Raw genomic sequence first — 21,861 nt, 5'->3', positions numbered from 1 at the left:
CTCGCTCGCGATCGGCCGTCCGGCCGGACGGATTACCGGCGTGCGGAGGTCGGCGTTCAGGCCACCTTGTTGCAGACCGCCGTGGTGAATGAACCGATGCGCTCGTGCAGGTAGACCGAGATGATTTCCTCGTGCAGTGCTTCTCCGTTCAATGTGGGCAGGAATGCATTGCCGTTGTCGGTCGACCGGATCAGTCCCTTGGACAGGAGTTCCGAAAAGACGGTCTTGAAAGGCTCGTCCTCGACGAGATCCACGCCATACTCGCGCTTGAAGCGGTCGATCTCGATCGGCTGACGGGATTTGTACGCGAAACCGAGCGCGGTGCCGACGGCCTGATTGCCGGTAAGCAGACGCCCGAAGGCGAGCGGCGGCGTGTCGCTCGATTCCATGTGATGGAGATAGCCGCTGATGTCGGAGCTGTTATGCGTCTGGATCACGCTCCGGTCGGCGCCCGCGAGCCAGCCGTATGCGCCGGGGCCGAACGCCAGCATGGTATCGAAGCGCTGCCACTTGTTGCGGGACACGCGAGGGATGTTGCCTTCGCGATACGTGCCGGGCAGGCTCCACCATCCGCATGGGCTCGGTTGATAGCCGTTTCGCACGAGATGCTCGACCGCCCGCTCGCGCATCTCGTAAGTCGCCCCCAGCGTCGGAAACAGGCCTTGCTCGACGAGCCTGTTGCGAACCTTCGGCACGTTCCACACTGCCCGGTTGCCGATCCCCATTGACTGGCGATCCGCGTTGCGCAGCCGATAGATCGTGATGGTCGGGACCCTGAGTTCGACGAGCGTGCGCAGGTCCTCCGAGACCGTCTCAGGCGTCTGATGCGGAAGGCCAAACATCATGTCGACGTTGAATGGGAATCCGGTACTGCGCAGGTTGAGGATCGCCTGGCGCGACATGTCCGGCGTATGGCCGCGATTGGTGAACTGGTTCACCTCCGGCGTGAAGGATTGCACGCCGACGCTGAAGCGATTGAACCCGATGTCGCCGAGCGCTCGGACCTTGTCGATGTCGCAGAAATTATCCGGATTGCCTTCGATGTTCAGCTCGCATTCCGGCGTCACGTGGAACGTCGACCGGACGTGATCGAGAATGCGTTTCAGATGCGCCGGAGTGAGGACAGCGGCTGTGCCGCCACCGATATAGAAGGATTCGATCAGCGCGCCGGTGACCCACGGAACCTGCTGGGCGTACAGCGTGGACTCCTTAATCAACGCATCCGTCCAACGATCGAGCTGGGCGCCGCGCGATGTCGGCGAGGCAAGCTGCTTGACGTAGTTGCAGAAGTGACAGATGTATTCGCACAGCGGAAAGTGATAGTACAGATGTGCGGGTCTGCCCTGCCCGGGATGTTGCTTGTAGCGCTCGAACAGCGCATCGGGCTCGAGGCGCTCGCCGTAGTTCGCGGTGACGTTGATGTTGTAGTCGTCCCGTTCGATCTGCAGTTCCGGGTGACGGTCGAGAAGCGCGCCCAGATTGGGTTCGTATTCGATCGTCTCCGGAAAGTCACACGCTCTGACGTTCATTGAGGCCTCTCAGTTGATTGTTGTCGCACGACGACTGTGTGATGGAACGGGGCCGTCGCCCCGCACTGTCCGGATCGACGGCGGGGAGCGTCGCCCGGCGGCTTCTTCAGCGCGCATTCGTGTTGTCCGCCGACAAGCGTCGAACCCACGCGAGCGCCTGTTCCACATGCTCGACCGCGCTTGCGCCCGCGATCGTGGCGGCCACCTTGCCGTGCGGGGCGATGACGAAAGTCGTGCGCGGCACGCGGTCATGGTCGTTGGGCTCGCCGCGCGTGTCGGTTTTGCCGGGTGGGGCGGGTTCGACGGCCAGGCCGAAAGCGCGGGCCACCCGGCCTTGTGCATCTGAGGCGACAGGAAACCTGCCTCCGCAGTACCGGGGATCGGCCGAGAACGCATGCAGTCGTTCGATGCTGTCTAGGGACACACCGACGATTGAGGCGCCCGCGCAGGCGAACTGGTCGACGTCGCGGGCGAACGCGTGCGCCTGAGCGTTACATCCGCTCGTGAAGGCGGACGGGTAGAAATAGACCACCACGGCGCCTTTGCGCAGCGCGTCCTTCAGAGCGTAGTGCAGAGGGCGGCCCGCCCGGGAGGCAGGCAGGGAGAAGTCGGGAGCGGCGTCTCCCGCTTGCAGGACGGCCTGCGCCTGCGGGAGATCCGGTGCATGAGGGGCGATATCGCGAGATCTCACCAAAGCGGATTGATGGCTCTGCATATTTAATAATCCGAAATATTTGATTTCGTCGAACTTGGTCCGCCGAGTGCCGAGCGGGAGCATGTATTCCCCGTGCGGTACGCGAGTCGCGGCGCGAGCATTTTTTGAATCACCTAATATATTTTACGAGTTGAGTCAACCCTATTTATTGGGGGTTTCGTTAATCGATTTATTCCTGATGGATAGACTAAGTAAAGTCGTCGTTACGTGTTAGCTCGTTTTGTCTCAGAAAGATGTGGATTTGTCTCACTCGGCAATCCGTCGATCGTCAGCGAAATCGGAGCGAAATCATATTGATTGAATTCGAGGCGCGGCGCGTACGACGGCGCCGGCGCATCGCAGCGATGCCGCATTTCCGATTACGGGTGGCTCGACATGATCCGGCCCCGCCGCGCCTGCATGCGCGGCTTGACGAGATGTCGGCTGTCGGCGGGGGGCGTGCGCCGCTCGGGCGAGAAAAATAATATGGCGAACCTCTTATGACGGTGCGGTATTGGGATCGGGCGCATTGGATGAAGCGAGGTCGAAAGTCAAATGGAAAAATTGATCGTGCGTAAATGATCAAAGGCATTGATCGCGGATGCTATCTTTTCGAGCGGATTGCTGCGACCGGTTTTGTACGAGATTCACGCAATGCATGCGTGAGACAAATTGGCATCTTTCTGAGACAAAACGAACTGTCTGCGCGGCGGCGATTTAATTTAGTCTGTGTGCGAAGTGATACGCCGGATTTGCAATGCCGGGCAGCGTTTCCGCCGGAGCGAAACATCATCGGTCGGCGGCGCGCGACGAAGGCCTTGTCAAGTTGTCTTGATCGGATAAACGGGAGCCACACCCATGTCGTCTACGCACGCGAGCGCAAGATTCGATGCGATTGCTGACAACTACGCAAGCAGCGAGGTTCACGAGACCAGTCCTTCTCTCACGATGCTGCGTTCGCTCAGCAACGGGCGGACGGACCTGGACGTCTGTGACGTCGCGTGCGCCGCCGGCCATTCGGCGTTCGCGTTTCTGGGGCGCGCGAAATTGATGTGCGGCGTCGATCCGTCGCCCAACATGCTGCGCAACTTCGTCGCGCTGGGTCAGGCCAGAGGGGCGCCAGTCCGCGCGGTCGAGGCGTACGCCGAATCGATGCCGCTGCCCGATCGTGGCTTCGACTTTGTGGTTTGCCGGTTGGCCGCGCATCACTTCCACGACATTGCTCGGGCCCTCGCCGAATTCCGGCGCATTCTCCGGCCCAACGGCAGCGTCGTCATCATCGATCTGCAAGGCGACGACGATCCCGAATGCGACGGCGTGAACCATCAGTTGGAGGTGCTCCACGATCCGACCCACATCCGCAGCTATACCATTGCGCGCTGGCGCGAACTGCTCGAGAACGCGGGGCTGCGCATCGAGACGCTGGAGCGCGACCTCACCGAACGCCCGGGCGGGGTCGGTCTCGCGCGCTGGTGCGACATCGCCAACTCCGGCGACGCCGCGCACGCGGCGATGGTCGCGCTGCTCGACGGGACGCCTCAGGCGACGCTCGATGCGATCGGCGTGCGCCGTGACGACCGGGGCTACACGGTGCCCGTCCGGACCTGCTTCATCGAAGCACACGCTCGATAAGACGATTTCCGAGCCGACCATGCCTGTCATTCACATCCTGCATCGACACACTGGAGACGGCGTGTCATCGCTTCTGCAGCAGGTCTGCGAAGCTGTGTGCGCCGTATCCGACATCCCGCGCGACAAAGTCTGGGCGTTCTGGCATCCCATCGATCCCGCACTGGCCTGGCGTGCGGACTGGAACCGAGAGCCGGGGGGGGGGCCGATTGTCAGGATCTTCTGCCGCCGCAGTCATTCCGCCGCGCGAGTGCAGGGCATCGCGGCCGCGGTGCGGTCGACCTTGGCCGCCGCGCTCGGGTGCGGTTTCTCCACCGTGTTTGTTCAAGTCATCCGCGTTGAAGACGAGGAGGTATTCAGTGTCGGCTAGTCAAATCACCATGGTTCCGATCGGCAGGGTGGCGTCGCCGCGTGTCGAGTTGATCGACGATCACTGGGGGGCGATCGAGTCAACGATCACGATCGGTTCGCCGGCGCTGTCGGACGATGCGCTGATGGGGCTCGATACGTTTAGTCACATCGAGGTGGTCTATCACTTGAATAAGGTGCCTTCGCAGGAGATCGAGCGGGGCGCGCGGCATCCGCGCGGGCGCGCCGATTGGCCGAAGATCGGGATTCTCGCGCAACGCGCGAAAGGGCGTCCGAACCTGATCGGCGTATCCCGCTGCCAGTTGCTGTCGGTCGAAGGCCGAACCTTACGCGTGAGGGGCCTCGATGCCGTCGACGGCACGCCCGTGCTGGACATCAAGCCGTACCTGGAGGAGTTCGGACCGATCGGAAGGGTCAGCCAGCCAGCCTGGAGCCACGAGGTCATGAAGGACTACTACATCCTGTAACCAACCTTCCGAGTGAGGGAGCCGGTCGCCGCAGCGGCCGCCCGATAATCGCCATGTGCCCACAACCTGACAGAGTCATTCCGGTTCGCCGGGTTCGACCGCGTTTCGATGTCGTCGAAGGCCGCCTGTGGTTCGGCGGCGATCGATTCCGCACGGCGCTGTTCAACGCGTACACGATGCTGCTGTGCGACGAATTCGAGTTCGTCGCCATTGCGCGCGATTATCTGCCCGTGATACGCGACGAGCATCTGCTGCGCCAACTCAAATCATGGCTGGGGCAGGAAGCCTCGCACGGAGTCCAGCACCGGAAGGCCTGCGATTATCTGGATCGTGTCGGCCTCCGGTACCGCGGCTTTCACAAGGTCGAGAGCTTTCTCGTGTTTCGGTTCCTGTTTCCGCTTCTCGGCCGGAAACTGCGCATCGCGTTGATCGCGGCGCTCGAGCATCTCAATACGCTGATGGGCGAGATGTGCCTGCGTCGGCCGGATTACTTCGCGCGGGCGAACCGCGAACTTGGCCTGCTGCTGAGCTGGCATTTCGCCGAGGAAATCGAACATCGCGCCGTGATCCACGACGTCGCGGACGCGGCCGGCGTGGGCTACGTCACCCGGATCGCCGTCGGCGTTCTCGCGTTCGCGCTCTATACCGGGGTGCTGTTCGCGACCACTTTCTGGTTCGCCGCACAGTCTTCGGATCTGTTGCGGCCATCCACGTATGCCCAGTGGTTTCGCTTCATGTTTGTCGACGAGCGTTTCGCACAGTTCATGCTTACGTACGCTCGTGCATACCTGTCGCCGCATTTCCACCCGCTGAAGCGCGATTCCGACCATTTCGCCGAGGCGGTGTTCCGGCGCCTGACCCCGGCAAGAACGGTCGCAGGCGGATGAGCAAGCACATCGGCGCCGTTTCGCATCGCTTTGTCATAGTTCGAGCATGACCCCATCCGGAGGACTCGCCATGAATATCGTACTGTCAGGTGTGCTGCAGAAATACGCGCAATATCAGCGTGAGCACTCGCTGGCCGCGGAAACGGTTCAGGAGGCCATCCAACTGCTGGTGGGACGCTTCCCCGCGATGGGCAACGTGCTGCTGGATTCGGCCGGTCATCCTCGCAAGGTGCACCGCATGTTTCTGAACGGCCATCAGATTTCGCCTGAACAAGTCGGCCAATGCCTGAAGCAGGAGGACAGGCTGGAGATCCTGACCGCGATCGCGGGAGGTTGACGCGCATGCTCGCCCCTCAATTGGACGTGATCGCTCCGGGCAGGCCTTTGTTGCGGCACGCGGACGGGCTCTTCGAACTGCCGCCGCCCGAGGACGCGACGCGCGATGCGGCGAGCCGCTGGGTCGACCGGTTCTCCGGCGATCTGCTCGACAAGGTGTCGAACGAGGCCGGACAACTGGACAGGGACGGCGCGACGCTCCGGCGCGAGGTGATGACCGAGGCGGCCCGCCGCGGATTGCTCGGAGCGTCGTTGCCGCGTCACGTCGGCGGCCTCGGCATGTCGCTGCTGGGTTGGGGGCACGCACTCGAACGTGTGGGCTATCTGTGCGACGACGCGTCGTTCGCGTTGAACATCAGCCTGTTTCAGTCCGTGGCCAACATGCTCGTTACGAGCGGCAATGCCGGGCTGATCGAGCGCTATGTCGCGCCTGTCTGCACCGGAGAGCGGCTCGCCGCGTTCGCCTATACGGAAGAGGCGGACGCGTTCAGCATGAAGAGCACGCTGCGCGCACATCACGGCGACTACCTGGTGAACGGCGCCAAGGTCATGGTGACAGCCGGTGCGATGGCCGACAGCTACATGACGTATGTGATGAACGAAGCCACCGACGACATGGCGGTCGTCATGATCGACCGGGATGCGTCGGGCGTTCACGTGCAGCCGATCGAGACGATGGGCCTGCGCGCGAGCGGCCTTGCCGCGGTTCGCTTCGATTCCGTGCGCGTGCCCAAGGAACAGTTGCTGCTCGCTGAGAACGGCCTGGATCACGTGCAGAATTTTCTGAATCCGCGCCGCGGCATTCTGTGTTGCGCGCCAATCGGGCGCATGCAGCGTATCGTGGACGAGTGCGTAAAGATGTTGTCGGAGACTGTCCGGCACGGCGCGCCGCTGACGAGCATGCAACTGATTCAGGCCCGGCTCGGCCGGATGCAGATGAAGGTTCACATTTCGAAGGCGCTCGTCGATCCCGCGCTGGACTGGCTGGATCAGAACGCGGCGAACAATCATCTCGAGGAGATCGTGTCGGCGGCCAAGCACGAGATCACCGAGCATGCGATTGCCGTCGCGCTCGACTCCATTCGGCTCACCGGCGCGCGCGGCTATGCGCATGCGAATCAGTTCGAGCGGTATCTTCGCGATTTCTGCGGATTGATCTCCGGCGCCGGTTCGCAGGACGTGCTGGAGGTCAATATGGGCTTGCTTGCGGTTGCCCGCGCGGCGGGCCGGACGACGGGATGAAAAATGGCGCGCTATTCCACCCTGCAGGTTCTCAACGATACGAGTCTCTTCGATTCTCGCCAGTTGCTGCCGCGAAGCGTGCTGGCGTGCACAATGAGAGTTTGGGCGCAATGGCTGAAGGATCACCTGCGCCCCTTTCCGCAACTCATTCGGGAATTCGGATTCGGCGTCGTCGTCGTGCGGCAGAGCATCCGTTACGAACGGCCCTTCAGTTTCTTCTCGGCCGACGAGTTCCTGGTGCATTGCACGATATCGGTACGCCAGAAGCGTCATTTGTTGCTCGGCGACGTCCAGTTCATGAACGGCGACGAGCGCTTCGCGCATCTGCAGTGCGCGATGCGGCCGCTCGCGATCGAGCACGGCAGCGACTTGGGCGCGATGCCGGTTCGCGTCGAGGGGGCGGTGCTGGACATGTTCCTCCCCGACGAGATCTCGAATGACGCAGTGGAGCGGCCGCTGCGCAAGACGCTGGGTGCATTGTCGGCGGCATCGGCGATCGCCACGGCGACGCGTGCCATCCGGATCTGCCGGCACGATTCCGAAGCGGCGGACCAGTGGTCATACATAGAAGTCGTCGCGAATGCCGCGAGCGCCCGCGAGGCGATGATCCTCGAGGCAAAGCCGGCGGAGCGCCGTGAGTTGCAGGCCGGGCTGGCCGCTCCCCTCGGCGGCATCGAGATCGAGATCGACCGGCCGCTGTTTCTGTTTGATTCCGCCGAAATCCATTCGACTGCCTATCGAATCGGAGATTGCCTCACGTTCGTGCATATCTATCGATCGAGCGTAGGGGGCAGTCACGAACACGCGACGGTCGTCGAGCGATTTGCGATCTGATCGCCGGGCCGCCGGTGTGGAGATGGCGAACGCGGCAAAGGAAAATTCCCGGCAAAAGGCGTTTCGAGGTACAAAGAAAATCCAGATGCGCAACGATCGCGAACGGGACATTCGTCTCCGTTGAGTCATCGTCCGCGTACCGCCCAATGCCGCTGTTGCCCGGTACTTGCCAATGTCCTGCTGACCGGTCCACACCGTTGCCTCGTTTTCGGGCGCGCGTCCATCCCATCGCGAGCATCCCAAGCGCCGCCGCCAAACCCTTTCGCGGCGCTCCATCGACTATGCTTCAAACATGTACCCCAACGTCCCGGCGAAAGGAGACGCGATGGCGGAACCCTGCGTGCTGGCGATCGATCTTGGCACGAGCGGCCCGAAGGCCGCAGTTGTTTCGCTCGCCGGGCGCGTCGTCGCGGCGGCGCACGATTCGGTCGCGACGCTGCGCATGCCGGGCGGCGGAGCCGAGCAAGACCCGCTCGAAGTCTGGCGCGCGGTCAAGCATGCGTGCAGCCTCGCGTTGCATGCGTCGGGCGTGGCGCCGCGCGACGTGCTCGCGATCGCATGCAGCAGCCAGTATTCGTCGATCGTGCCGATCGGCGCCGACGGCGCGCCCGTCGCGAACATGATGCTCTGGCTCGACCGGCGCGGCGCGCCGCGCGCGATGCGCGGCCTGGCGAATTATCCGAAGCGGGCCGATTCGCTGCTTCGGCAGTGGCGCTGGCTGCGCGTGCATGGGCTGCCGCCCGTCGAAGGCGGGATTTCGCTCACGCACATGCGTTATCTGAAGTACGCGAAGCCCGACGTCTATGCGTGCACCGCGACGTTTCTCGAGCCGATGGACTATCTGAATCTGCGCTTCACGGGACGCGCGTGCGCGAACCAGTGCACGGCGTTCATGTCGCTCGCGATTGACAACCGCAGCCTGAACGCGACGCGCTACGATCCGCGGCTCGTCCATTACTCGCGCATCGACGCCGGCAAGCTCCCCGAACTGCTGCCGGTCGACGCGATCGTCGGCCGCGTGCTGCCCGACGTCGCGAACGAACTCGGCTTGTCGCGCGATACGCTGGTGGTCGCGGGCCTGAACGACACGCAAGCGGGCGGGATGGGCACGCGCGCGTTCGCGGGCGAGCACGCGGCGCTGTCGATCGGCAGTTCGAGCGTGATGATCGCGCACGTACGCTTCAAGCGAACCGATATCCGTCACGCGATTCTCAGCATGCCGAGCCCGGTGCCGGACACGTATTTCGTGATGGCGGAAAACGGCATCGGCGGCGCGGCGTTGAAGCACTTCATCGAGCAGCAGGTCTATGCGGACGATCCGTTCGGCGCGCTGCCGCGCGACGATTGCTTCGCACGCCTGCAAATGGCGATCGACGCGACGCCGCCCGGCAGCGGCGGCGTGATGTTCATGCCGTGGCTCGCGGGATCGCTCGCGCCGTGCGCGGATGCGTCGATGCGCGGCGGCTTCGTCAACCTCGGGCTTGATGCGACACGCAGTCATCTCGCGCGCGCGGTGCTCGAAGGCGTCGCGATGAATCTGCGCTGGCTGCGCAGCCCCGTCGAAGCGTTCGCGAAACGGCGCTTCTCGCACTTCGTGTTCTACGGCGGCGGCGCGGAATCGGACGCGTGGTCGCAGATCGTCGCGGACGTGTTGAACGCGCCGGTTCATCGGGTCGAGCAGCCGCAATACACGACATGCGTCGGAACCGCGCTGCTCGCGTTCCAGCGGCTCGGCTTGCTCGATTTCGACGCGTTCGGCGCACGCGTGCGGATTCGCAGCATCCATGAGCCGAATCGCGCGAACGCGGCGATCTACGCGGAGATGTCGGCGCAATTCGTCGAGGCGTTCAAGCGCAATCGGCCGATTTTCCGCGCCTTGCAGCGCGCTTAGGCGAGCGAACGGATCGGCCGTCGGCGTCGCCCATCGCTTGCGGCGCGCGTGGCCGCTTCGCCGGCGGCGCGCAGCCGCCGATGCGCAATCGGACGTTCTTCAGCCGGGTGCGTAGCACACGAGCCAGTCCTTGACGTAATAGCACTTCCAGCTCGCGTTGATCGGCAGATTGAGCGACGGAGGCGGCGGCGTGCCCGGCTTCGGCTTCGGATCGTTCGGGCCGCTGGCGCGGCTCGATTGATCGACGGACACCGGATACGGCACGTTCGCGAGAATGCCGCTGTATTGCTTGCCGAGCACGAATCCGACCGGCGTCAACAGCATGTAGGCGCCCGGATTGCCCGACGTTCCCGTCGACCAGACGGCCTGCCCCTTGTCGTAGACGACGAGATTGCCGTCGGGCTGCATCGCGACGCTGTCCGACGTGAAGCTCTTGTTCCACAGGTAATAGGTGACGTTGTTGAAGATCTGCAGCGACTGACGCCCGTTGAGCATCGGGAAATTCATGCCGAACGAATAGCCGGCGACCGTGTTGACCGCGCCGTCGTTCGGCGTGATGTGTGCGAACGGCCAGACGAACGACGGGTAGCCGCCTTGCGGCGGATAGATCGCGACGACGCCGAAATCCTCGACGACCGCATAGGAGCCCGGGGTCGGCGCGGGTCCGAAATACCAGTTGCTCCAGACGACGTCGTTCCCGGAATAGAACACGAGCCTGCCGTCGGTCTGCATGACGAGCCGATCGCCTTTGCCCACGTAGAGCGCGCCTTCCGGTTGCGTGCCGAAGAGTTGCGACGCCGAGCTCGCGCCCCACGCCCGCGTCGGGAACTTGTAATGGAAATAGAGTTTGCCGGTGACCGCGTCGATGCCGAATGCGAAATTGCCGTTGTTCGACATCACGTATTGTCCGGCGACCAATGTGCCGCCCGACGGAATGATTGCCCCCGCCATTGCCGATATCGATGAAAACAGCATCAACAACAAAGCCAATGCGTATTTTTTCATGACATCTTCCAATTGTTATTAGGATGTAAGTCGAAGCATAGCGTGATCGAATGGCGCGTCCAGAAAATTTTTAAGCGGTGAATTAGGCAGCCTTAATTCGAACGGCAATGCGCGAGTATGGAAATTGCACTCGATGTCGGCGAGTCTTCGCGCGTCGATGCCGGCCTCGCACAGGAGAACGTCATGGATCTCGAAGAAGGCATCAAGCAGCTTTACCCGTACGCCGCCGAATTCGGCGCGATGCATGGCTTTCCGGAACACGGGATGCCGCGTGAGCGGCTGCTCGAGCAACTGGAATCGATGGCCGCGCGCGAAGACCGCAAATGGGAGCACGGCCGCTGCTCGGGCACGATGTATTGCGGCGATCACGAGCATTATGCGTTCCTGAACGAAGCGTATGGACTATTCAGTCACGTCAACGCGCTGCAGCGCGACCTGTGTCCGAGCATGAACCGGATGGAAAGCGAGATCGTTGCGATGACGGTCGCATTGTTGCACGGCGAGGCGGTGACCGCGCACGACGGCGCGCATCGCGCATGCGGCGCGCTGAGCCTCGGCGGCACGGAGAGCATTTTGAATGCGACGCTCGCTTATCGCGAGAAAGCGCGCGCCGAGCGCGGAATCGTGCGGCCGCGGATGATCTGGCCGGCGTCCGCGCATCCGGCGTTTCGCAAGGCCGCGCATCTGTTCGGCTTCGACGTGGTCGTTGCGCCGATCGATCCGGAGACGATGCGGGTCGACGTCGATTTTGTACGCGATGCGATCGACGCCGACACCGTGATGATCATCGGCTCGGCGTGCAATTACCCGTACGGGACGATCGATCCGATTGCCGCGCTATCGGACATCGCGATCGACAAGCGCGTGTGGTTGCACGTCGACGGCTGCCTCGGCGGCTGGATCCTGCCTTGGGGCGAGGCGCTTGGTTATCCTGACATTCCGGCTTTCGATTTCCGCTTGCCGGGCGTCACGTCGATATCGGCCGATACGCACAAATACGGCTATGGACCGAAGGGCGGCTCGGTGCTTGCGTGGCGCGACGCGAGCTTTCGCCGCTACCAGTACTACCTGATGACCGACTGGGCGGGCGGCGTGTACGGCTCGCCCGGTTTGGCCGGCAGCCGCTCGGGCGGCCTGATCGCCGCGACGTGGGCGGCGTTGCGCAGCCTCGGGCGCGAAGGGTATCTGGCCCGCGCGCTGCCGATTTTCGACACGGCATTCGACATGCAGGCCGCCGTTCATGCGATCCCGGAGTTGCGCGTGCTCGGCAGGCCGACGTTCTGCTTCGCATTCGTGTCGGATGCGTTCGATATCTATCACGTGAACGACTGCATGCGGCAGCACGGCTGGCGCTTCAACGGACTCCAGCATCCGGACGCGCTGCATATGTGCGTGACCGGGCCGCAGACGCAGCCGGGCGTCGTCGAGCGGTTTCGGGCAGATCTCGGCGAAGCGGTCGAATACGCGAGACGCCACGCAAATGCGCGTCCGAAGTCGAGCGGCGTGTACGGCGGCGATTCGGCCGGACTCGATTTACGTGACGACGCTCAGGCAAGGGCGTTCTTCACGCAGGTGCTCGATCTGTTTACCGATTGCCCGTTCTAGATCAGGTCGCGCCGCGCGCCGCATCGCGCCGACGCTCGAGCGCATCGTCGTCGGACCGGGCGATCAGCTTGTCGAGTTCGCCTCGATCGAGCCATACGCCGCGGCACGTCGGGCAGTAGTCGATTTCGATCGATTGCCGTTCGGTCACCGACAGATCGAGCGTCACGCAAACAGGGCATTGCATCGTCCCACACCTTTCGAGGGCGCGCGGACGAGCCGCGCTTCGATTCCCGCCGCGCGGTCCGGCCGAACCGGACCGCGCAACGTTTCGCATCGCGCGGCGCGAACGAGCCGAACCGCGCAACGGTTCACAACCCGCCGCGGCGCGTCACTCCGCGGCGATTCGTTTCGCATGCTTCGTCTTCGCGCGCCGCGCCAGCATGTTCATCCCTTCGACGAACGCGGAGAATGCCATCGCCGCGTAGATGTAGCCCTTCGGCACGTGCGCGCCGAAGCCTTCCGCGATCAGCGTCGTGCCGATCATCATCAGGAAGCTCAGCGCGAGCACCACGATCGCCGGATTGCGGTCGATGAAGCGCGACAGCGGGCCGGCCGCGAACAGCATCGCCGTGACGGCCGCGATCACCGCGACGAACATGATCGGGATGTGCGTCGTCATGCCGACCGCGGTGACGATGCTGTCGATCGAGAACACGATGTCGAGCACGAGGATCTGACTGACGGCGGCCCACATCGTCAGGCCGACGGCGTTCGTCGAGCAGGCTTCGTCCGAGCCGTCATTCGACACGTGGTGGTGCATCTCCTTCGTCGCCTTCCACACGAGGAACAGGCCGCCCGAAATCAGGATCAGATCGCGCCACGAGAACGCATGGTCGAACAGCGTGAACACCGGTTCGGTGAGCCGCGCGATCCACGCGACCGTGCCGAGCAGTGCGAGACGGAGAATCAGCGCGAGGCCGATGCCGAGACGCTGCGTGCGCGCGCGCAGCGCTTCCGGCAGCTTGTTGCTCAGGATCGAGATGAAGATCAGGTTGTCGATGCCGAGCACGATTTCCATCGCGACGAGCGTCACGAGCGCGGCCCAGACAGCGGGATCGGCGGCGAGGGTCAGTAGGTAGTCCATGAGGGTTGTCGAATCGGGTCGTCAATCGAATGTCGAAGCCGTGATGATCGGCGCTTTCTCGCTTCGTAAAAACCAGTAGAAAACTGATTTATAGTTCGGTTTTTACGAAGCTTCGATGACAACGCAAGAGGGCGCGATGCTGAACTTTCGCCATCTGTATTACTTCTGGGTCGTCGTGAAGGAAGGCGGCTTCGCCCGCGCGGCCGCTCGGCTCGACATGGCGGTGCAGACGATCAGCGCGCAGGTGCGCGAGCTGGAAAAATCGATCGGGCACCCGTTGCTGAAGCCGGCGGGGCGCGGCGTGACGATGACGGACGCGGGGCAGGCCGCGTTCGCGCGCGCCGAGGAGATCTTCCGGATCGGACAGCGCATTGAGGACGAGGTGCGCGAAGCGGCGCGCGGCGAGGGCGCGCGGCTCGCGGTCGGGCTCACCGACGGCATCTCGAAGCTCACCGCGCACGCCGTGCTCGAGCCCGCGCTTACGGCGCCGTCGCTGCGGCTGCTGTGTCACGACGGCGAATACGAGGAACTGCTCGCCGAGCTCGCGCTGCATCGCCTCGATCTGGTGCTCGCGGGCGAGCCGGCGCCGCGCCGCGCGAACCTGCGGCTGACGAGCGAGCAGATCGTTGCGTCGCCCGTCGACTGGTACGGGCCGGCGGCGATCGTGTCGTCGGCGGCGCGCGGTCGCTTTCCGCAGTGCCTGGCCGACTTGCCGGTGCTGCTGCCGACCGCGCACGCGGCGCTGCGCTCGCGGCTCGACCGCTGGTTCGACGCGCACGGCATTCGGCCGCGGATCATCGGCGAGTTCGAGGACAGCGCGCTGATGGCCGTGTTCGCCGCGCGCGGCCTCGGCGTGTTTCCGCTGAGCGAGCCGGGCGCGGGCGACGTCGCGCTGCTGCGCGGGTTGCGGCGGCTCGGGCGCGCGCAAGGCGTGACCGAGGAGATCCATGCGATCCGGTCGCATCGCGGGCAGCATCATCCGCTGGTCGCGCAGATACTGGCCGCGGCGGAGCGGCGCTGAGCCGCACGCCCTCGCCGGCGGCGCGGCGTCAGCCCGCCGGCCGCGCGACGCCCTGACGGAACTGCCGGCGCGCGCTGTCGGCGCCGATGGCGGCACTTGTTGCCGATGCGTTCGAAAGGCCTGGCATGATGTCTCCTGCGATGGATGGGCGAAGCGGAAAACGTCGAAGCGCGGATATCGTTGCGATCGTTCGCCGGCCGGATGAACGAAGCGTAGGCACGCGGCATCGGAAGAAAATTCGCGCGATTGACACGTGCGCTGGCGTTGCCGCCACGTGCGCTAGAGATTTCACCTAGTCGCGCGGGCATTGTCGGCAAGCACGTTCGTATCGGTGGAATTTTTCACAAAAGGGCTTGTGCGCCCGCGAGAGGCTCTCTATAATTCGCGCCTCACACAGGCTCGTAGCTCAGTTGGTTAGAGCACCACCTTGACATGGTGGGGGTCGTTGGTTCGAATCCAATCGAGCCTACCAACGCACATCGGACGCGGATGAACGGCGCAGCAACGCCCTGACGGGCGGGCGCTTTCATCCGCGTTCTGCTTCATGCAGCGCTTGTCGCTCGTCCGGCGCAACGGACGGGACGGCGGCGGATCTTCCCTCGTTTTCGGCGTTTCGTTCGACGCGCATGCGCATGCACGGTCACGCGCGCAATCGCGTTTGCATCGCGCTGCGTCGCCAAATCGCACAATCGCTGCGTCACGCGATGCATGACGCGTCACGACGCACGCCTCGCCTCGTCTCGCGCATCCCCCTCTCACACGTCCCGCATCACCTCTGCCGACAACACCGGCCCGCCGGACATTGTGTCGCGCGCGGCCCATGTCCGCAGCAGCACCCGCCGCATCCGCCGCCGATCCGTCCGGGCAGCGACGCGACCCGCCGCCGCCCGATCACCGGATGGCAGCCGCGCGCGCACCCGCAGACCTCGCCCGCCCGGGCGCTCGCACAGACGCCGCGGCCCGCGTGCCGCCAGACGATCACGTTCACGCGGACCTCAGTGCGTGCAGGCCGAGCGCAAGCGCATTGCATGGCGCTTCGATGGCGGCGAGCGGGAAGCGCGTCGCCGCGCCCGCACACGGCATGTTGAGCAGCGCATGGACGATCCGCTCGCTCGCATGGCCGTCACCGTACGGATTCGTCGCGCGCGACATCTCGTCGTATGCGTCGTCGTCGTCGAGAAGCCGCGACGCCTCGTCGACGATTCGCTCGGTATTCGTGCCGACGAGCCGCGCGGTGCCCGCCTGGATCGCCTCCGGCCGCTCGGTCGTCTCGCGCGTGACGAGCACGGGCTTGCCGAGCGCGGGCCCTTCTTCCTGGATGCCGCCCGAATCGGTGATGATGAAATGCGCGCGCGACATCAGGAACACGAACGACAGATACTCCTGTGGCGCGATCAGATGAACGTTCGACAGGCCGTCGAGCAGCGAATGCGCCGGTCTTTGCACGTTCGGATTCAGATGCAGCGGGTAGACGAAGCGCACGTCCGGATAGCGGAGCGCGAGCGTGCGCAGCGCGTCGCAGAAATGCTCGAACGGCTTGCCGAAGCTCTCGCGCCGATGGCCGGTGATCAGTATGACGCGCTCGTCGCGGCCGAGAAACGGAAACTGCGCGGCGATCTCGCATGCGAGCGGCGCGTCGGCGTCGAGCATGTGCTTCACGTCGTGCAGCGCGTCGATTACGGTATTGCCTGTCAGTACGACGCCTTCCGTCGGCACGCCTTCACTGAACAGGTTGTGCTGCGCGCGCTCGGTCGGCGCGAAGTGCCACGACGACACCGCATCCGTCACGCGCCGGTTCAATTCCTCGGGCCACGGCGACCAGATGTCGCCGCTGCGCAGCCCCGCTTCGACGTGGCCGATCGGCAGGTAGCGGTAGAAAGCGGCGAGGCTCACCGCGAGCGTCGTCGTCGTGTCGCCGTGCACGAGCACGACGTCCGGATCGAAGTCGTTGAACACGGCGCCGATCGTCTGAAGGATGCCCGTCGTCACGTCGGTCAGCGTCTGGCTTTGCCGCATCAGGTTCAGGTCGTACGCGGGCGTGATGTCGAACAGCTGGAGCACCTGGTCGAGCATCTGACGGTGTTGCGCGGTCACGCACACTTTTGCGTCGACGTCGGTTCGCGCCTGCAGCGCACGCACGAGCGGTGCCATTTTGATGGCTTCGGGACGAGTGCCGAACGCAAGCAAGATCTTCTTCATCCTGGTCCCCGATTCGCGGTTGTTCCAGTCGATCCGGCACGCGGCGAAGCGGCCGCGTGTCGCAAAGCTGGCGTGCGAGCGAGCGTTGCGCGCGGACCGTGTCGCGCCGTCAGGCTCGAACAGGCGGTCCGCTACGCGACGCGACGGTGTTTCGACATCCGTGCACAGCATGTCCGCGGTGATTCGTCGTGCGAATCGCGTCGCGGCCGGCTGGCTGGTCCGTGGCGATGGGGCTGTCACGTCATGAATCGCTCCTCGTGATGTCGGGGATCGGCAGCGCGCGCCACGCACGTCTGCGCGCGCCGCATGCGACGCACTGCGTCGCTTGCCATTCAGCAATATTCAAACCAGCGTCGTCGCAGCCTTGCCGTGCGGCGCGATGCGCCGTTCCGGCGCGTCGGAACGTCTCGCCGCTGTTACGGCGCGCGATCGCATTGCGCGGCGCGGCGCGGCGCGGCGCGCGTCGTGCGCCGCGTTGGAGCGGTGCACAAATGCGGTTGCGGCGCGCTGCGCGCGCATGGGGTGCGGCGTCCGCCGAGTATCTTTGAGGCGCTTGGCTCCGGCGCGCATGGACGATCGTCGAGCGGACGGGCGACGCGCCTGTCGCGCGGCGCATTTCGTCAGGGATTTCCCGGTCGTGGCGGGCCGAAAGCGCGCCGTCGCCGCCGCCGTCGCGAAACGTTGCGATTCTGAAACGCGGCCATGCTGCGATGCTCATGGACGCGGGAGACGCGCGCCGGGCGTGCGCAGGCGCCAATCGTCCGCGCTAACGACGGGGGCTCGAGCATGGCGAAGTCGATTCGCGCGCGCGTCGCCACGGCGGCGCGCGGGCGCTTCGCGACTGCTTGCGAGCGCGCGCACGCGCACGATGCGCGAGGCGGTGTCGGCGGCGGCTGCCTCGACGTTGATTCGTCGGTGAATCAAAACGCTGCGCCCGAGTCGGTGCGCGGTCCCCGACTTCGCCGCGAAATCGTTGCCGCGCGGTCGTTTCCGCACGATGGCTCGTCCTTTGCTTTGAACCACCACACGCCCGTTCCGACGCGATTCGACAACAGCACACCAAAGGAACGGCCGATGTGACGAAACCGGAAACCCGGCGTCGCGGCGCATGTTCCGCGACGCGGCGCGACGAACGGCGACGCGCGACATGCGACACGCGCGCGGCACTCAGCGCCGGTTTCCTTTTGCAAGTCCGTGCGGGGGGCGAGCGCGAGCCGCTGCCGACGCGGGCACGGGGACACGAGCATGAAGAACAGGCGGGCGATGTCGTTGTGCGTGGAATGCGTGCTGCTGCTGATCGTGTTCGCGTGCTCGCTGGCCGTGCGCGATACCGCAATGCGGCCGGCGTCCGCATCGCTCGCGGCGGTTCCGCTCATGCGCGCGGCAGAGACAGCCTTGCATGTCCGCGCGTTCGCCGAGCCGAGCCGGCCGAACGCGGTCGCGGACGCAAATGCGGATGCGGATGCGGATGCGGATGCGGACGCAGATGCGGATGCGATTGCTTTTCCGCCCGCCGGGCCCGCGCCGTTCGATACGGCGAGACCGCCGTTCGCGGCCGTCCGTCCGCCTGCCGCCGGCGCGCAGTCCGCGTCCGGCAGCGGTATTGCCGCCGCGCTGTGCACGGCCTATCTGTGGATGTTCGCGCTGCTGACCTGCATCTACGCGGCGCGCCACTACGTGTTCAGTCTCGATCGCCTGTTCAAGCCGCAGCACGCGCCGTACTGCGCGATCACGCACGCGGACTGGCCGGAGATTACGGTGTTCGTCGCCGCGCACAACGAGGAGGCGGTCGTCGTCGATTGCTTGATGGCGCTGCTCGCGACGACTTATCCGCGCGACCGGCTGACGATCATTCCGGTCAACGACCGCTCGACCGACGACACGCGCGCGCTGATCGACGGCGTGCAGGCGCTCGCGCCCGATCTCATTAAGCCGTTTCACCGCGAGAGCGGCAAGCCGGGCAAGGCGGCGGCGCTGAAGGACGCGCTGCGCGAGATTCGCGGCGACATCATGGTCGTGTTCGACGCCGACTATCTGCCGCGCCCGGGCCTGCTCAAGGAGCTGGTCGCGCCGTTCTTCGATCCGGAAGTGGGCGCGGTGATGGGCCGCGTCGTGCCGCAGAACGCCAATCGCAATCTGCTTGCGCGCCTCCTCGATCTGGAGCGTGCGGGCGGCTATCAGGTCAACCAGCAGGCGCGCAACAACCTCGGCCTCGTGCCGCAGTACGGCGGCACGGTCGGCGGGGTCCGCAAGAGCGCGCTCGATGCGGTCGGCGGCTGGCGCGACGACACGCTCGCCGAAGACACCGACATGACCTACCGGCTGCTGCTGAGCGACTGGCGCACCGTCTACCTGAACCATGCGGAGTGCTACGAGGAAGTGCCGGAGCGCTGGCCCGTGCGCGCGCGTCAGCTCACCCGCTGGGCGAAGGGCCACAACCAGACGCTGTTCCGTTATCTGATTCCGCTGTTGTGCAGCCCGGTGATGTCGCGACGCTGCCGCCTCGACGGCGCGCTGCTGCTCGGCGTGTTCGTGATGCCCGCGCTGCTCGCGCTCGCGTGGGGCGTCGCGCTCGCGCTCTATCTGACGAACGGCATCGATTCGCTCGCGCTCGGCCTGCTCATGTCCGTGTTCGCGCTCTTCGCCTTCGGTACGTTCGGCAACTTCGGCGTGTTCTTCGAGATCGTCGTCGCGGCGCGCCTCGACGGCCGCGCGACGCGATTGCGGCTCGTGCCGGTGAACGTCGTCGGATTCTGCGTGACGATCGCGGCGGTCGTCGCCGCGCTGTGGGGGCTCGCGCTCGACGTGCTGCTGCGTCGCGAGTTGCGTTGGGACAAGACCGAGCGCTTTCGCCGGCCGTTGAAATCGGGACGATGAGCGATGACGACCTTCAACGTGATGATGCCGGTAGCGGGGATGCTAGGCCTGCCGTTCCTGCCGCTCCTGAACGAACTGGTGAAGCGCAGCGACGTCGACGCGCTGCCGATCGGCGACGGCCCGTTCATCGACTATCCGCGCCGCGCCGCGCAGTGGCTCGATGCGCTGCGCGCGAACGTGCGCGGCGAGCCGCCCGCGCAGGGCGGCGCGGCGCCGCCGTGGCAGGCGCTCGGCCTGCGCGTCGAGCACGTCGATGCGCTTAGCCTCGCGCGCGGCGAGCGGCGCGACGGCGTGCTGTACGCGGACCGGACGATCGCGCTCGGAGCGGGCTCGCAAGCCGCGTACGCGTTCGCCGAGGTGCGCATCGAGATTCGCGCGGGCGCGACGCTCGGCGGGTTCGCGTACGCGCCGAGCGTCGACATCGACAACACGCTCGTGCGCGGCGCGGTGATCGGGCAGACAGTGCGCCTGAACGGTTGCGGGGGATTCGCGAATCTGCACGGCACGCCGATCGTGTTCGGCCGCACCGCGCGCGCGTTCGGCCGCGACGGCGCGCTGACGCCGCATCGCGCGATGTCCATCGTGAGCCACCTGTCCGGCGTGCCGCATCGCGTTCTGCACGACCGCTATCTGGTGCAGCGCGACGTCCGCCTGCCGCCGCACACGATCCTGCACGGCACGCTGATCGTCGAAGGCCGGCTGACGCTCGGTGAGGGCTGCGTGCTGCTCGGCAGCGTGAAGGCGCACAGCGTCGAGCTCGAGTGCGATGCGCTGCTGCACGGCGCGGTGTTCGCGCGCCACGACGTGTTGCTCGACGAAGCGAGCTGCATCGACGGCGTCGTGTCGGCGGGCGGCCTGCTGCGGCTGACGGGCGCGCGTATCGGCGCGGCCGATCATCCGGTCAGCGCGTGCGCGCGCGATGTGTCGGTCGTCGGCCATGCATGCGTACACGGCGATCTCGTCGCGCGGCGCAGCGGCTGGTATCGAGCGTCGTAAAAAGAGGAGATCGACATGCATGCGATTCGTTGCCGATGCGGCCCGCCCGTTCCCGTCGCCGCGCTCGCGCTCGCCTGCGTCTGCGCGTTTGGCGCGTCGCCTGCGCGCGCGGCCTCGACCGATGCGCCGGCTGCGGCTTCCGCCGAACTTCCCGCGCCGCCGGCTGCCGCGTCGGCCGAATCTCCCGCGCCGGCCGCGATCGCGGCGGCGGCCGCATCGCAGCCGGCACCGCAGCCGGCACCGCAGCCCATGACGCAGCCCATGACGCAACCCGTGACGCAACCCGTGACGCAACCCGTGACGCCGCTTGCGCCGCCGCCTGCTGCGCCGCTCGTCATCGTGCCGCGTCAGTTCGACGAGACGGCGCTCGTGAAGGTTGGTTCGGAGGGAATGCCCGACGGCTGGCCGCTCGCCGAGGTCACGCCGAGCCAGGAGAACCAGCCGACGCTGCCGGAGGCGATCGTCACGCATGTCCAGGCGCCGCAGGAGCGGCACACGGAGCTGTCGCTCGCGTATTCGACCGCGCATCTGACGCACGGCTACGGCAACTGGTACGGCGTGCATCTGCGCGGCCTCTATCAGGCGGGCGGCCGCACGGTCATCGGCGAGCTCTCGCAGCTCCACCGCTTCGGCGAGACCACGCAGCTCGGCGCGATCACTTACGTCCAGGACATGGGGCCCGACTGGTTCGGCGGCATCGGCTTTGCGGGCACGACGTCCGGCACGATCCTGCCGAGCGCGCGCGTCGACCTGTCGATCAACCGCAAGCTGCTCTCGAACCGTTCGCTCGTGCTGTCGGCGGGCGCGGGCTATGCATGGAACCGCAACGGCCACCGCGACCAGCTCTATCACCTCGGCGCGATCTGGTACGCGCTGCCGAAGTGGATATTCGAGGCGGGCTGGAACTATACGGTCGACTCGCCGGGCTCGGTGAAGGCGCCCGCGTATTACGGCGCGGTCACGTACGGCGAAGTCGGCAAGAGCGTGATCGTACTGCGCGGCGGTTTCGGCCGCGAGGCGTATCAGGCGATCGGCAACAACGCACAGATCACCGATTTCCGCAGCCACGAGATGTCGCTGAAGTGGCGCTACTGGATCACGCGCAAGTGGGGTACGCAGGTCGAGTTCGATTACTACCACAACCCGTACTACTCGCGTTTCGGCGGCGAAGTTGGCGTGTTCTATCGATGGTGACG

At 65.3% G+C, this 21,861-nt stretch carries 18 protein-coding genes, 1 tRNA gene and 1 pseudogene; 14 read left to right on the top strand and 6 right to left on the bottom strand.

The window, feature by feature from the left end:
- Positions 1–56: 56 nt before the first annotated feature.
- Together WS70_RS29975 and WS70_RS29970 are read right to left on the bottom strand one after the other, a co-directional pair.
- The gene (locus WS70_RS29975) at positions 57–1,529 is read right to left on the bottom strand and encodes a coproporphyrinogen-III oxidase family protein (protein ID WP_059471048.1); all 1,473 of its coding nucleotides are present in this window, start codon (positions 1,527–1,529) and stop codon (positions 57–59) included.
- A 106-nt stretch (positions 1,530–1,635) separates the two neighbouring features.
- The gene (locus tag WS70_RS29970; protein ID WP_059471047.1) at positions 1,636–2,244 is read right to left on the bottom strand and encodes a peroxiredoxin; all 609 of its coding nucleotides are present in this window, start codon (positions 2,242–2,244) and stop codon (positions 1,636–1,638) included.
- Positions 2,245–3,081: 837 nt separating this feature from the next.
- Between WS70_RS29970 and WS70_RS29965 the strand changes: the two genes are divergently transcribed.
- The 8 genes from WS70_RS29965 to WS70_RS29930 all read left to right on the top strand — a co-directional run bounded on the left by WS70_RS29965 (position 3,082) and on the right by WS70_RS29930 (position 9,878).
- Positions 3,082–3,855: a class I SAM-dependent methyltransferase gene (locus WS70_RS29965; RefSeq protein WP_082716149.1), complete on the top strand. Its 774-nt coding sequence runs from the start codon at positions 3,082–3,084 to the stop codon at positions 3,853–3,855.
- 19 nt (positions 3,856–3,874) lie between these two features.
- Positions 3,875–4,222: a hypothetical protein gene (locus tag WS70_RS29960; RefSeq protein ID WP_059471045.1), complete on the top strand. Its 348-nt coding sequence runs from the start codon at positions 3,875–3,877 to the stop codon at positions 4,220–4,222.
- A 49-nt stretch (positions 4,223–4,271) separates the two neighbouring features.
- Positions 4,272–4,688 (top strand): SAM-dependent methyltransferase, encoded by a 417-nt coding sequence (locus WS70_RS29955; RefSeq protein WP_226382891.1) that lies wholly within the window; start codon positions 4,272–4,274, stop codon positions 4,686–4,688.
- Between the two features lie 53 nt (positions 4,689–4,741).
- On the top strand, positions 4,742–5,575 hold the full coding sequence (locus WS70_RS29950; protein ID WP_059471043.1) for a metal-dependent hydrolase: 834 nt from the start codon (positions 4,742–4,744) through the stop codon (positions 5,573–5,575).
- Positions 5,576–5,645: 70 nt separating this feature from the next.
- Positions 5,646–5,912 (top strand): MoaD/ThiS family protein, encoded by a 267-nt coding sequence (locus WS70_RS29945; RefSeq protein WP_226382890.1) that lies wholly within the window; start codon positions 5,646–5,648, stop codon positions 5,910–5,912.
- A gap of 5 nt (positions 5,913–5,917) precedes the next feature.
- The gene (locus WS70_RS29940; protein ID WP_059596921.1) at positions 5,918–7,153 is read left to right on the top strand and encodes an acyl-CoA dehydrogenase family protein; all 1,236 of its coding nucleotides are present in this window, start codon (positions 5,918–5,920) and stop codon (positions 7,151–7,153) included.
- Between the two features lie 3 nt (positions 7,154–7,156).
- Complete coding sequence (locus WS70_RS29935) at positions 7,157–7,987, top strand: hypothetical protein (RefSeq protein ID WP_059596922.1); 831 nt, start codon at positions 7,157–7,159, stop codon at positions 7,985–7,987.
- A 325-nt stretch (positions 7,988–8,312) separates the two neighbouring features.
- Complete coding sequence (locus tag WS70_RS29930; RefSeq protein WP_059596990.1) at positions 8,313–9,878, top strand: xylulokinase; 1,566 nt, start codon at positions 8,313–8,315, stop codon at positions 9,876–9,878.
- Positions 9,879–9,977: 99 nt separating this feature from the next.
- Here the strand turns inward: WS70_RS29930 and WS70_RS29925 are convergent, their stop codons facing one another.
- The gene (locus tag WS70_RS29925) at positions 9,978–10,883 is read right to left on the bottom strand and encodes a hypothetical protein (protein WP_059596923.1); all 906 of its coding nucleotides are present in this window, start codon (positions 10,881–10,883) and stop codon (positions 9,978–9,980) included.
- Between the two features lie 183 nt (positions 10,884–11,066).
- On the opposite strand from WS70_RS29925, the gene WS70_RS29920 reads away from it, so the two are divergent.
- Positions 11,067–12,488 carry a pyridoxal phosphate-dependent decarboxylase family protein gene (locus tag WS70_RS29920; RefSeq protein ID WP_059596991.1) on the top strand — a complete coding sequence of 474 codons (1,422 nt, stop codon included), beginning with the start codon at positions 11,067–11,069 and terminating at the stop codon, positions 12,486–12,488.
- Between the two features lie 7 nt (positions 12,489–12,495).
- Here WS70_RS29920 and WS70_RS29915 read toward each other — a convergent pair.
- Together WS70_RS29915 and WS70_RS29905 are read right to left on the bottom strand one after the other, a co-directional pair.
- A pseudogene (locus WS70_RS29915) lies at positions 12,496–12,672 on the bottom strand (TFIIB-type zinc ribbon-containing protein); the annotation flags it as partial.
- 144 nt (positions 12,673–12,816) lie between these two features.
- On the bottom strand, positions 12,817–13,572 hold the full coding sequence (locus WS70_RS29905; RefSeq protein WP_059596925.1) for a TerC family protein: 756 nt from the start codon (positions 13,570–13,572) through the stop codon (positions 12,817–12,819).
- 136 nt (positions 13,573–13,708) lie between these two features.
- Here WS70_RS29905 and WS70_RS29900 point away from each other — a divergent pair, with 136 nt between their 5' ends.
- The gene (locus WS70_RS29900; protein ID WP_059471037.1) at positions 13,709–14,593 is read left to right on the top strand and encodes a LysR family transcriptional regulator; all 885 of its coding nucleotides are present in this window, start codon (positions 13,709–13,711) and stop codon (positions 14,591–14,593) included.
- Positions 14,594–14,988: 395 nt separating this feature from the next.
- A tRNA-Val gene (locus WS70_RS29890) sits at positions 14,989–15,065 on the top strand.
- 512 nt (positions 15,066–15,577) lie between these two features.
- Here the strand turns inward: WS70_RS29890 and wecB are convergent.
- Entirely contained in the window at positions 15,578–16,792 is a 1,215-nt protein-coding gene (gene wecB, locus WS70_RS29880; protein WP_059472324.1) for a non-hydrolyzing UDP-N-acetylglucosamine 2-epimerase, read from the bottom strand.
- A gap of 1,245 nt (positions 16,793–18,037) precedes the next feature.
- Here wecB and WS70_RS29865 point away from each other — a divergent pair.
- From WS70_RS29865 to WS70_RS29855, 3 genes are read left to right on the top strand one after another with little or no spacing between them, the layout of a single operon-like run.
- The gene (locus WS70_RS29865; protein ID WP_059596927.1) at positions 18,038–19,669 is read left to right on the top strand and encodes a glycosyltransferase family 2 protein; all 1,632 of its coding nucleotides are present in this window, start codon (positions 18,038–18,040) and stop codon (positions 19,667–19,669) included.
- Positions 19,670–19,672: 3 nt separating this feature from the next.
- On the top strand, positions 19,673–20,665 hold the full coding sequence (locus WS70_RS29860) for a polymer-forming cytoskeletal protein (protein ID WP_059596928.1): 993 nt from the start codon (positions 19,673–19,675) through the stop codon (positions 20,663–20,665).
- A 15-nt stretch (positions 20,666–20,680) separates the two neighbouring features.
- Positions 20,681–21,859, top strand: coding sequence for a YaiO family outer membrane beta-barrel protein (locus WS70_RS29855; RefSeq protein ID WP_059596929.1), 1,179 nt, complete (start codon positions 20,681–20,683; stop codon positions 21,857–21,859).
- Positions 21,860–21,861: the final 2 nt, after the last annotated feature.

The sequence above is a fragment of the Burkholderia mayonis genome (assembly GCF_001523745.2).
Taxonomy (GTDB): domain Bacteria; phylum Pseudomonadota; class Gammaproteobacteria; order Burkholderiales; family Burkholderiaceae; genus Burkholderia; species Burkholderia mayonis.
The sequence above is the reverse complement of the archived record's forward strand: the minus strand, read 5'-3'. Positions and strand labels throughout refer to the sequence as shown.

Coding starts and splice junctions, on each gene's coding strand:
- WS70_RS29865 (WP_059596927.1), top strand. CDS start 18,038: ATGAAGAACAGGCGGGCGATGTCGTTGTGCGTGGAATGCGTGCTGCTG.
- WS70_RS29940 (WP_059596921.1), top strand. CDS start 5,918: ATGCTCGCCCCTCAATTGGACGTGATCGCTCCGGGCAGGCCTTTGTTG.
- WS70_RS29945 (WP_226382890.1), top strand. CDS start 5,646: ATGAATATCGTACTGTCAGGTGTGCTGCAGAAATACGCGCAATATCAG.
- WS70_RS29920 (WP_059596991.1), top strand. CDS start 11,067: ATGGATCTCGAAGAAGGCATCAAGCAGCTTTACCCGTACGCCGCCGAA.
- WS70_RS29860 (WP_059596928.1), top strand. CDS start 19,673: ATGACGACCTTCAACGTGATGATGCCGGTAGCGGGGATGCTAGGCCTG.
- WS70_RS29965 (WP_082716149.1), top strand. CDS start 3,082: ATGTCGTCTACGCACGCGAGCGCAAGATTCGATGCGATTGCTGACAAC.
- WS70_RS29930 (WP_059596990.1), top strand. CDS start 8,313: ATGGCGGAACCCTGCGTGCTGGCGATCGATCTTGGCACGAGCGGCCCG.
- WS70_RS29950 (WP_059471043.1), top strand. CDS start 4,742: ATGTGCCCACAACCTGACAGAGTCATTCCGGTTCGCCGGGTTCGACCG.
- WS70_RS29855 (WP_059596929.1), top strand. CDS start 20,681: ATGCATGCGATTCGTTGCCGATGCGGCCCGCCCGTTCCCGTCGCCGCG.
- WS70_RS29970 (WP_059471047.1), bottom strand. CDS start 2,244: ATGCAGAGCCATCAATCCGCTTTGGTGAGATCTCGCGATATCGCCCCT.
- WS70_RS29975 (WP_059471048.1), bottom strand. CDS start 1,529: ATGAACGTCAGAGCGTGTGACTTTCCGGAGACGATCGAATACGAACCC.
- WS70_RS29960 (WP_059471045.1), top strand. CDS start 3,875: ATGCCTGTCATTCACATCCTGCATCGACACACTGGAGACGGCGTGTCA.
- WS70_RS29925 (WP_059596923.1), bottom strand. CDS start 10,883: ATGAAAAAATACGCATTGGCTTTGTTGTTGATGCTGTTTTCATCGATA.
- WS70_RS29905 (WP_059596925.1), bottom strand. CDS start 13,572: ATGGACTACCTACTGACCCTCGCCGCCGATCCCGCTGTCTGGGCCGCG.
- WS70_RS29900 (WP_059471037.1), top strand. CDS start 13,709: ATGCTGAACTTTCGCCATCTGTATTACTTCTGGGTCGTCGTGAAGGAA.
- WS70_RS29935 (WP_059596922.1), top strand. CDS start 7,157: ATGGCGCGCTATTCCACCCTGCAGGTTCTCAACGATACGAGTCTCTTC.
- wecB (WP_059472324.1), bottom strand. CDS start 16,792: ATGAAGAAGATCTTGCTTGCGTTCGGCACTCGTCCCGAAGCCATCAAA.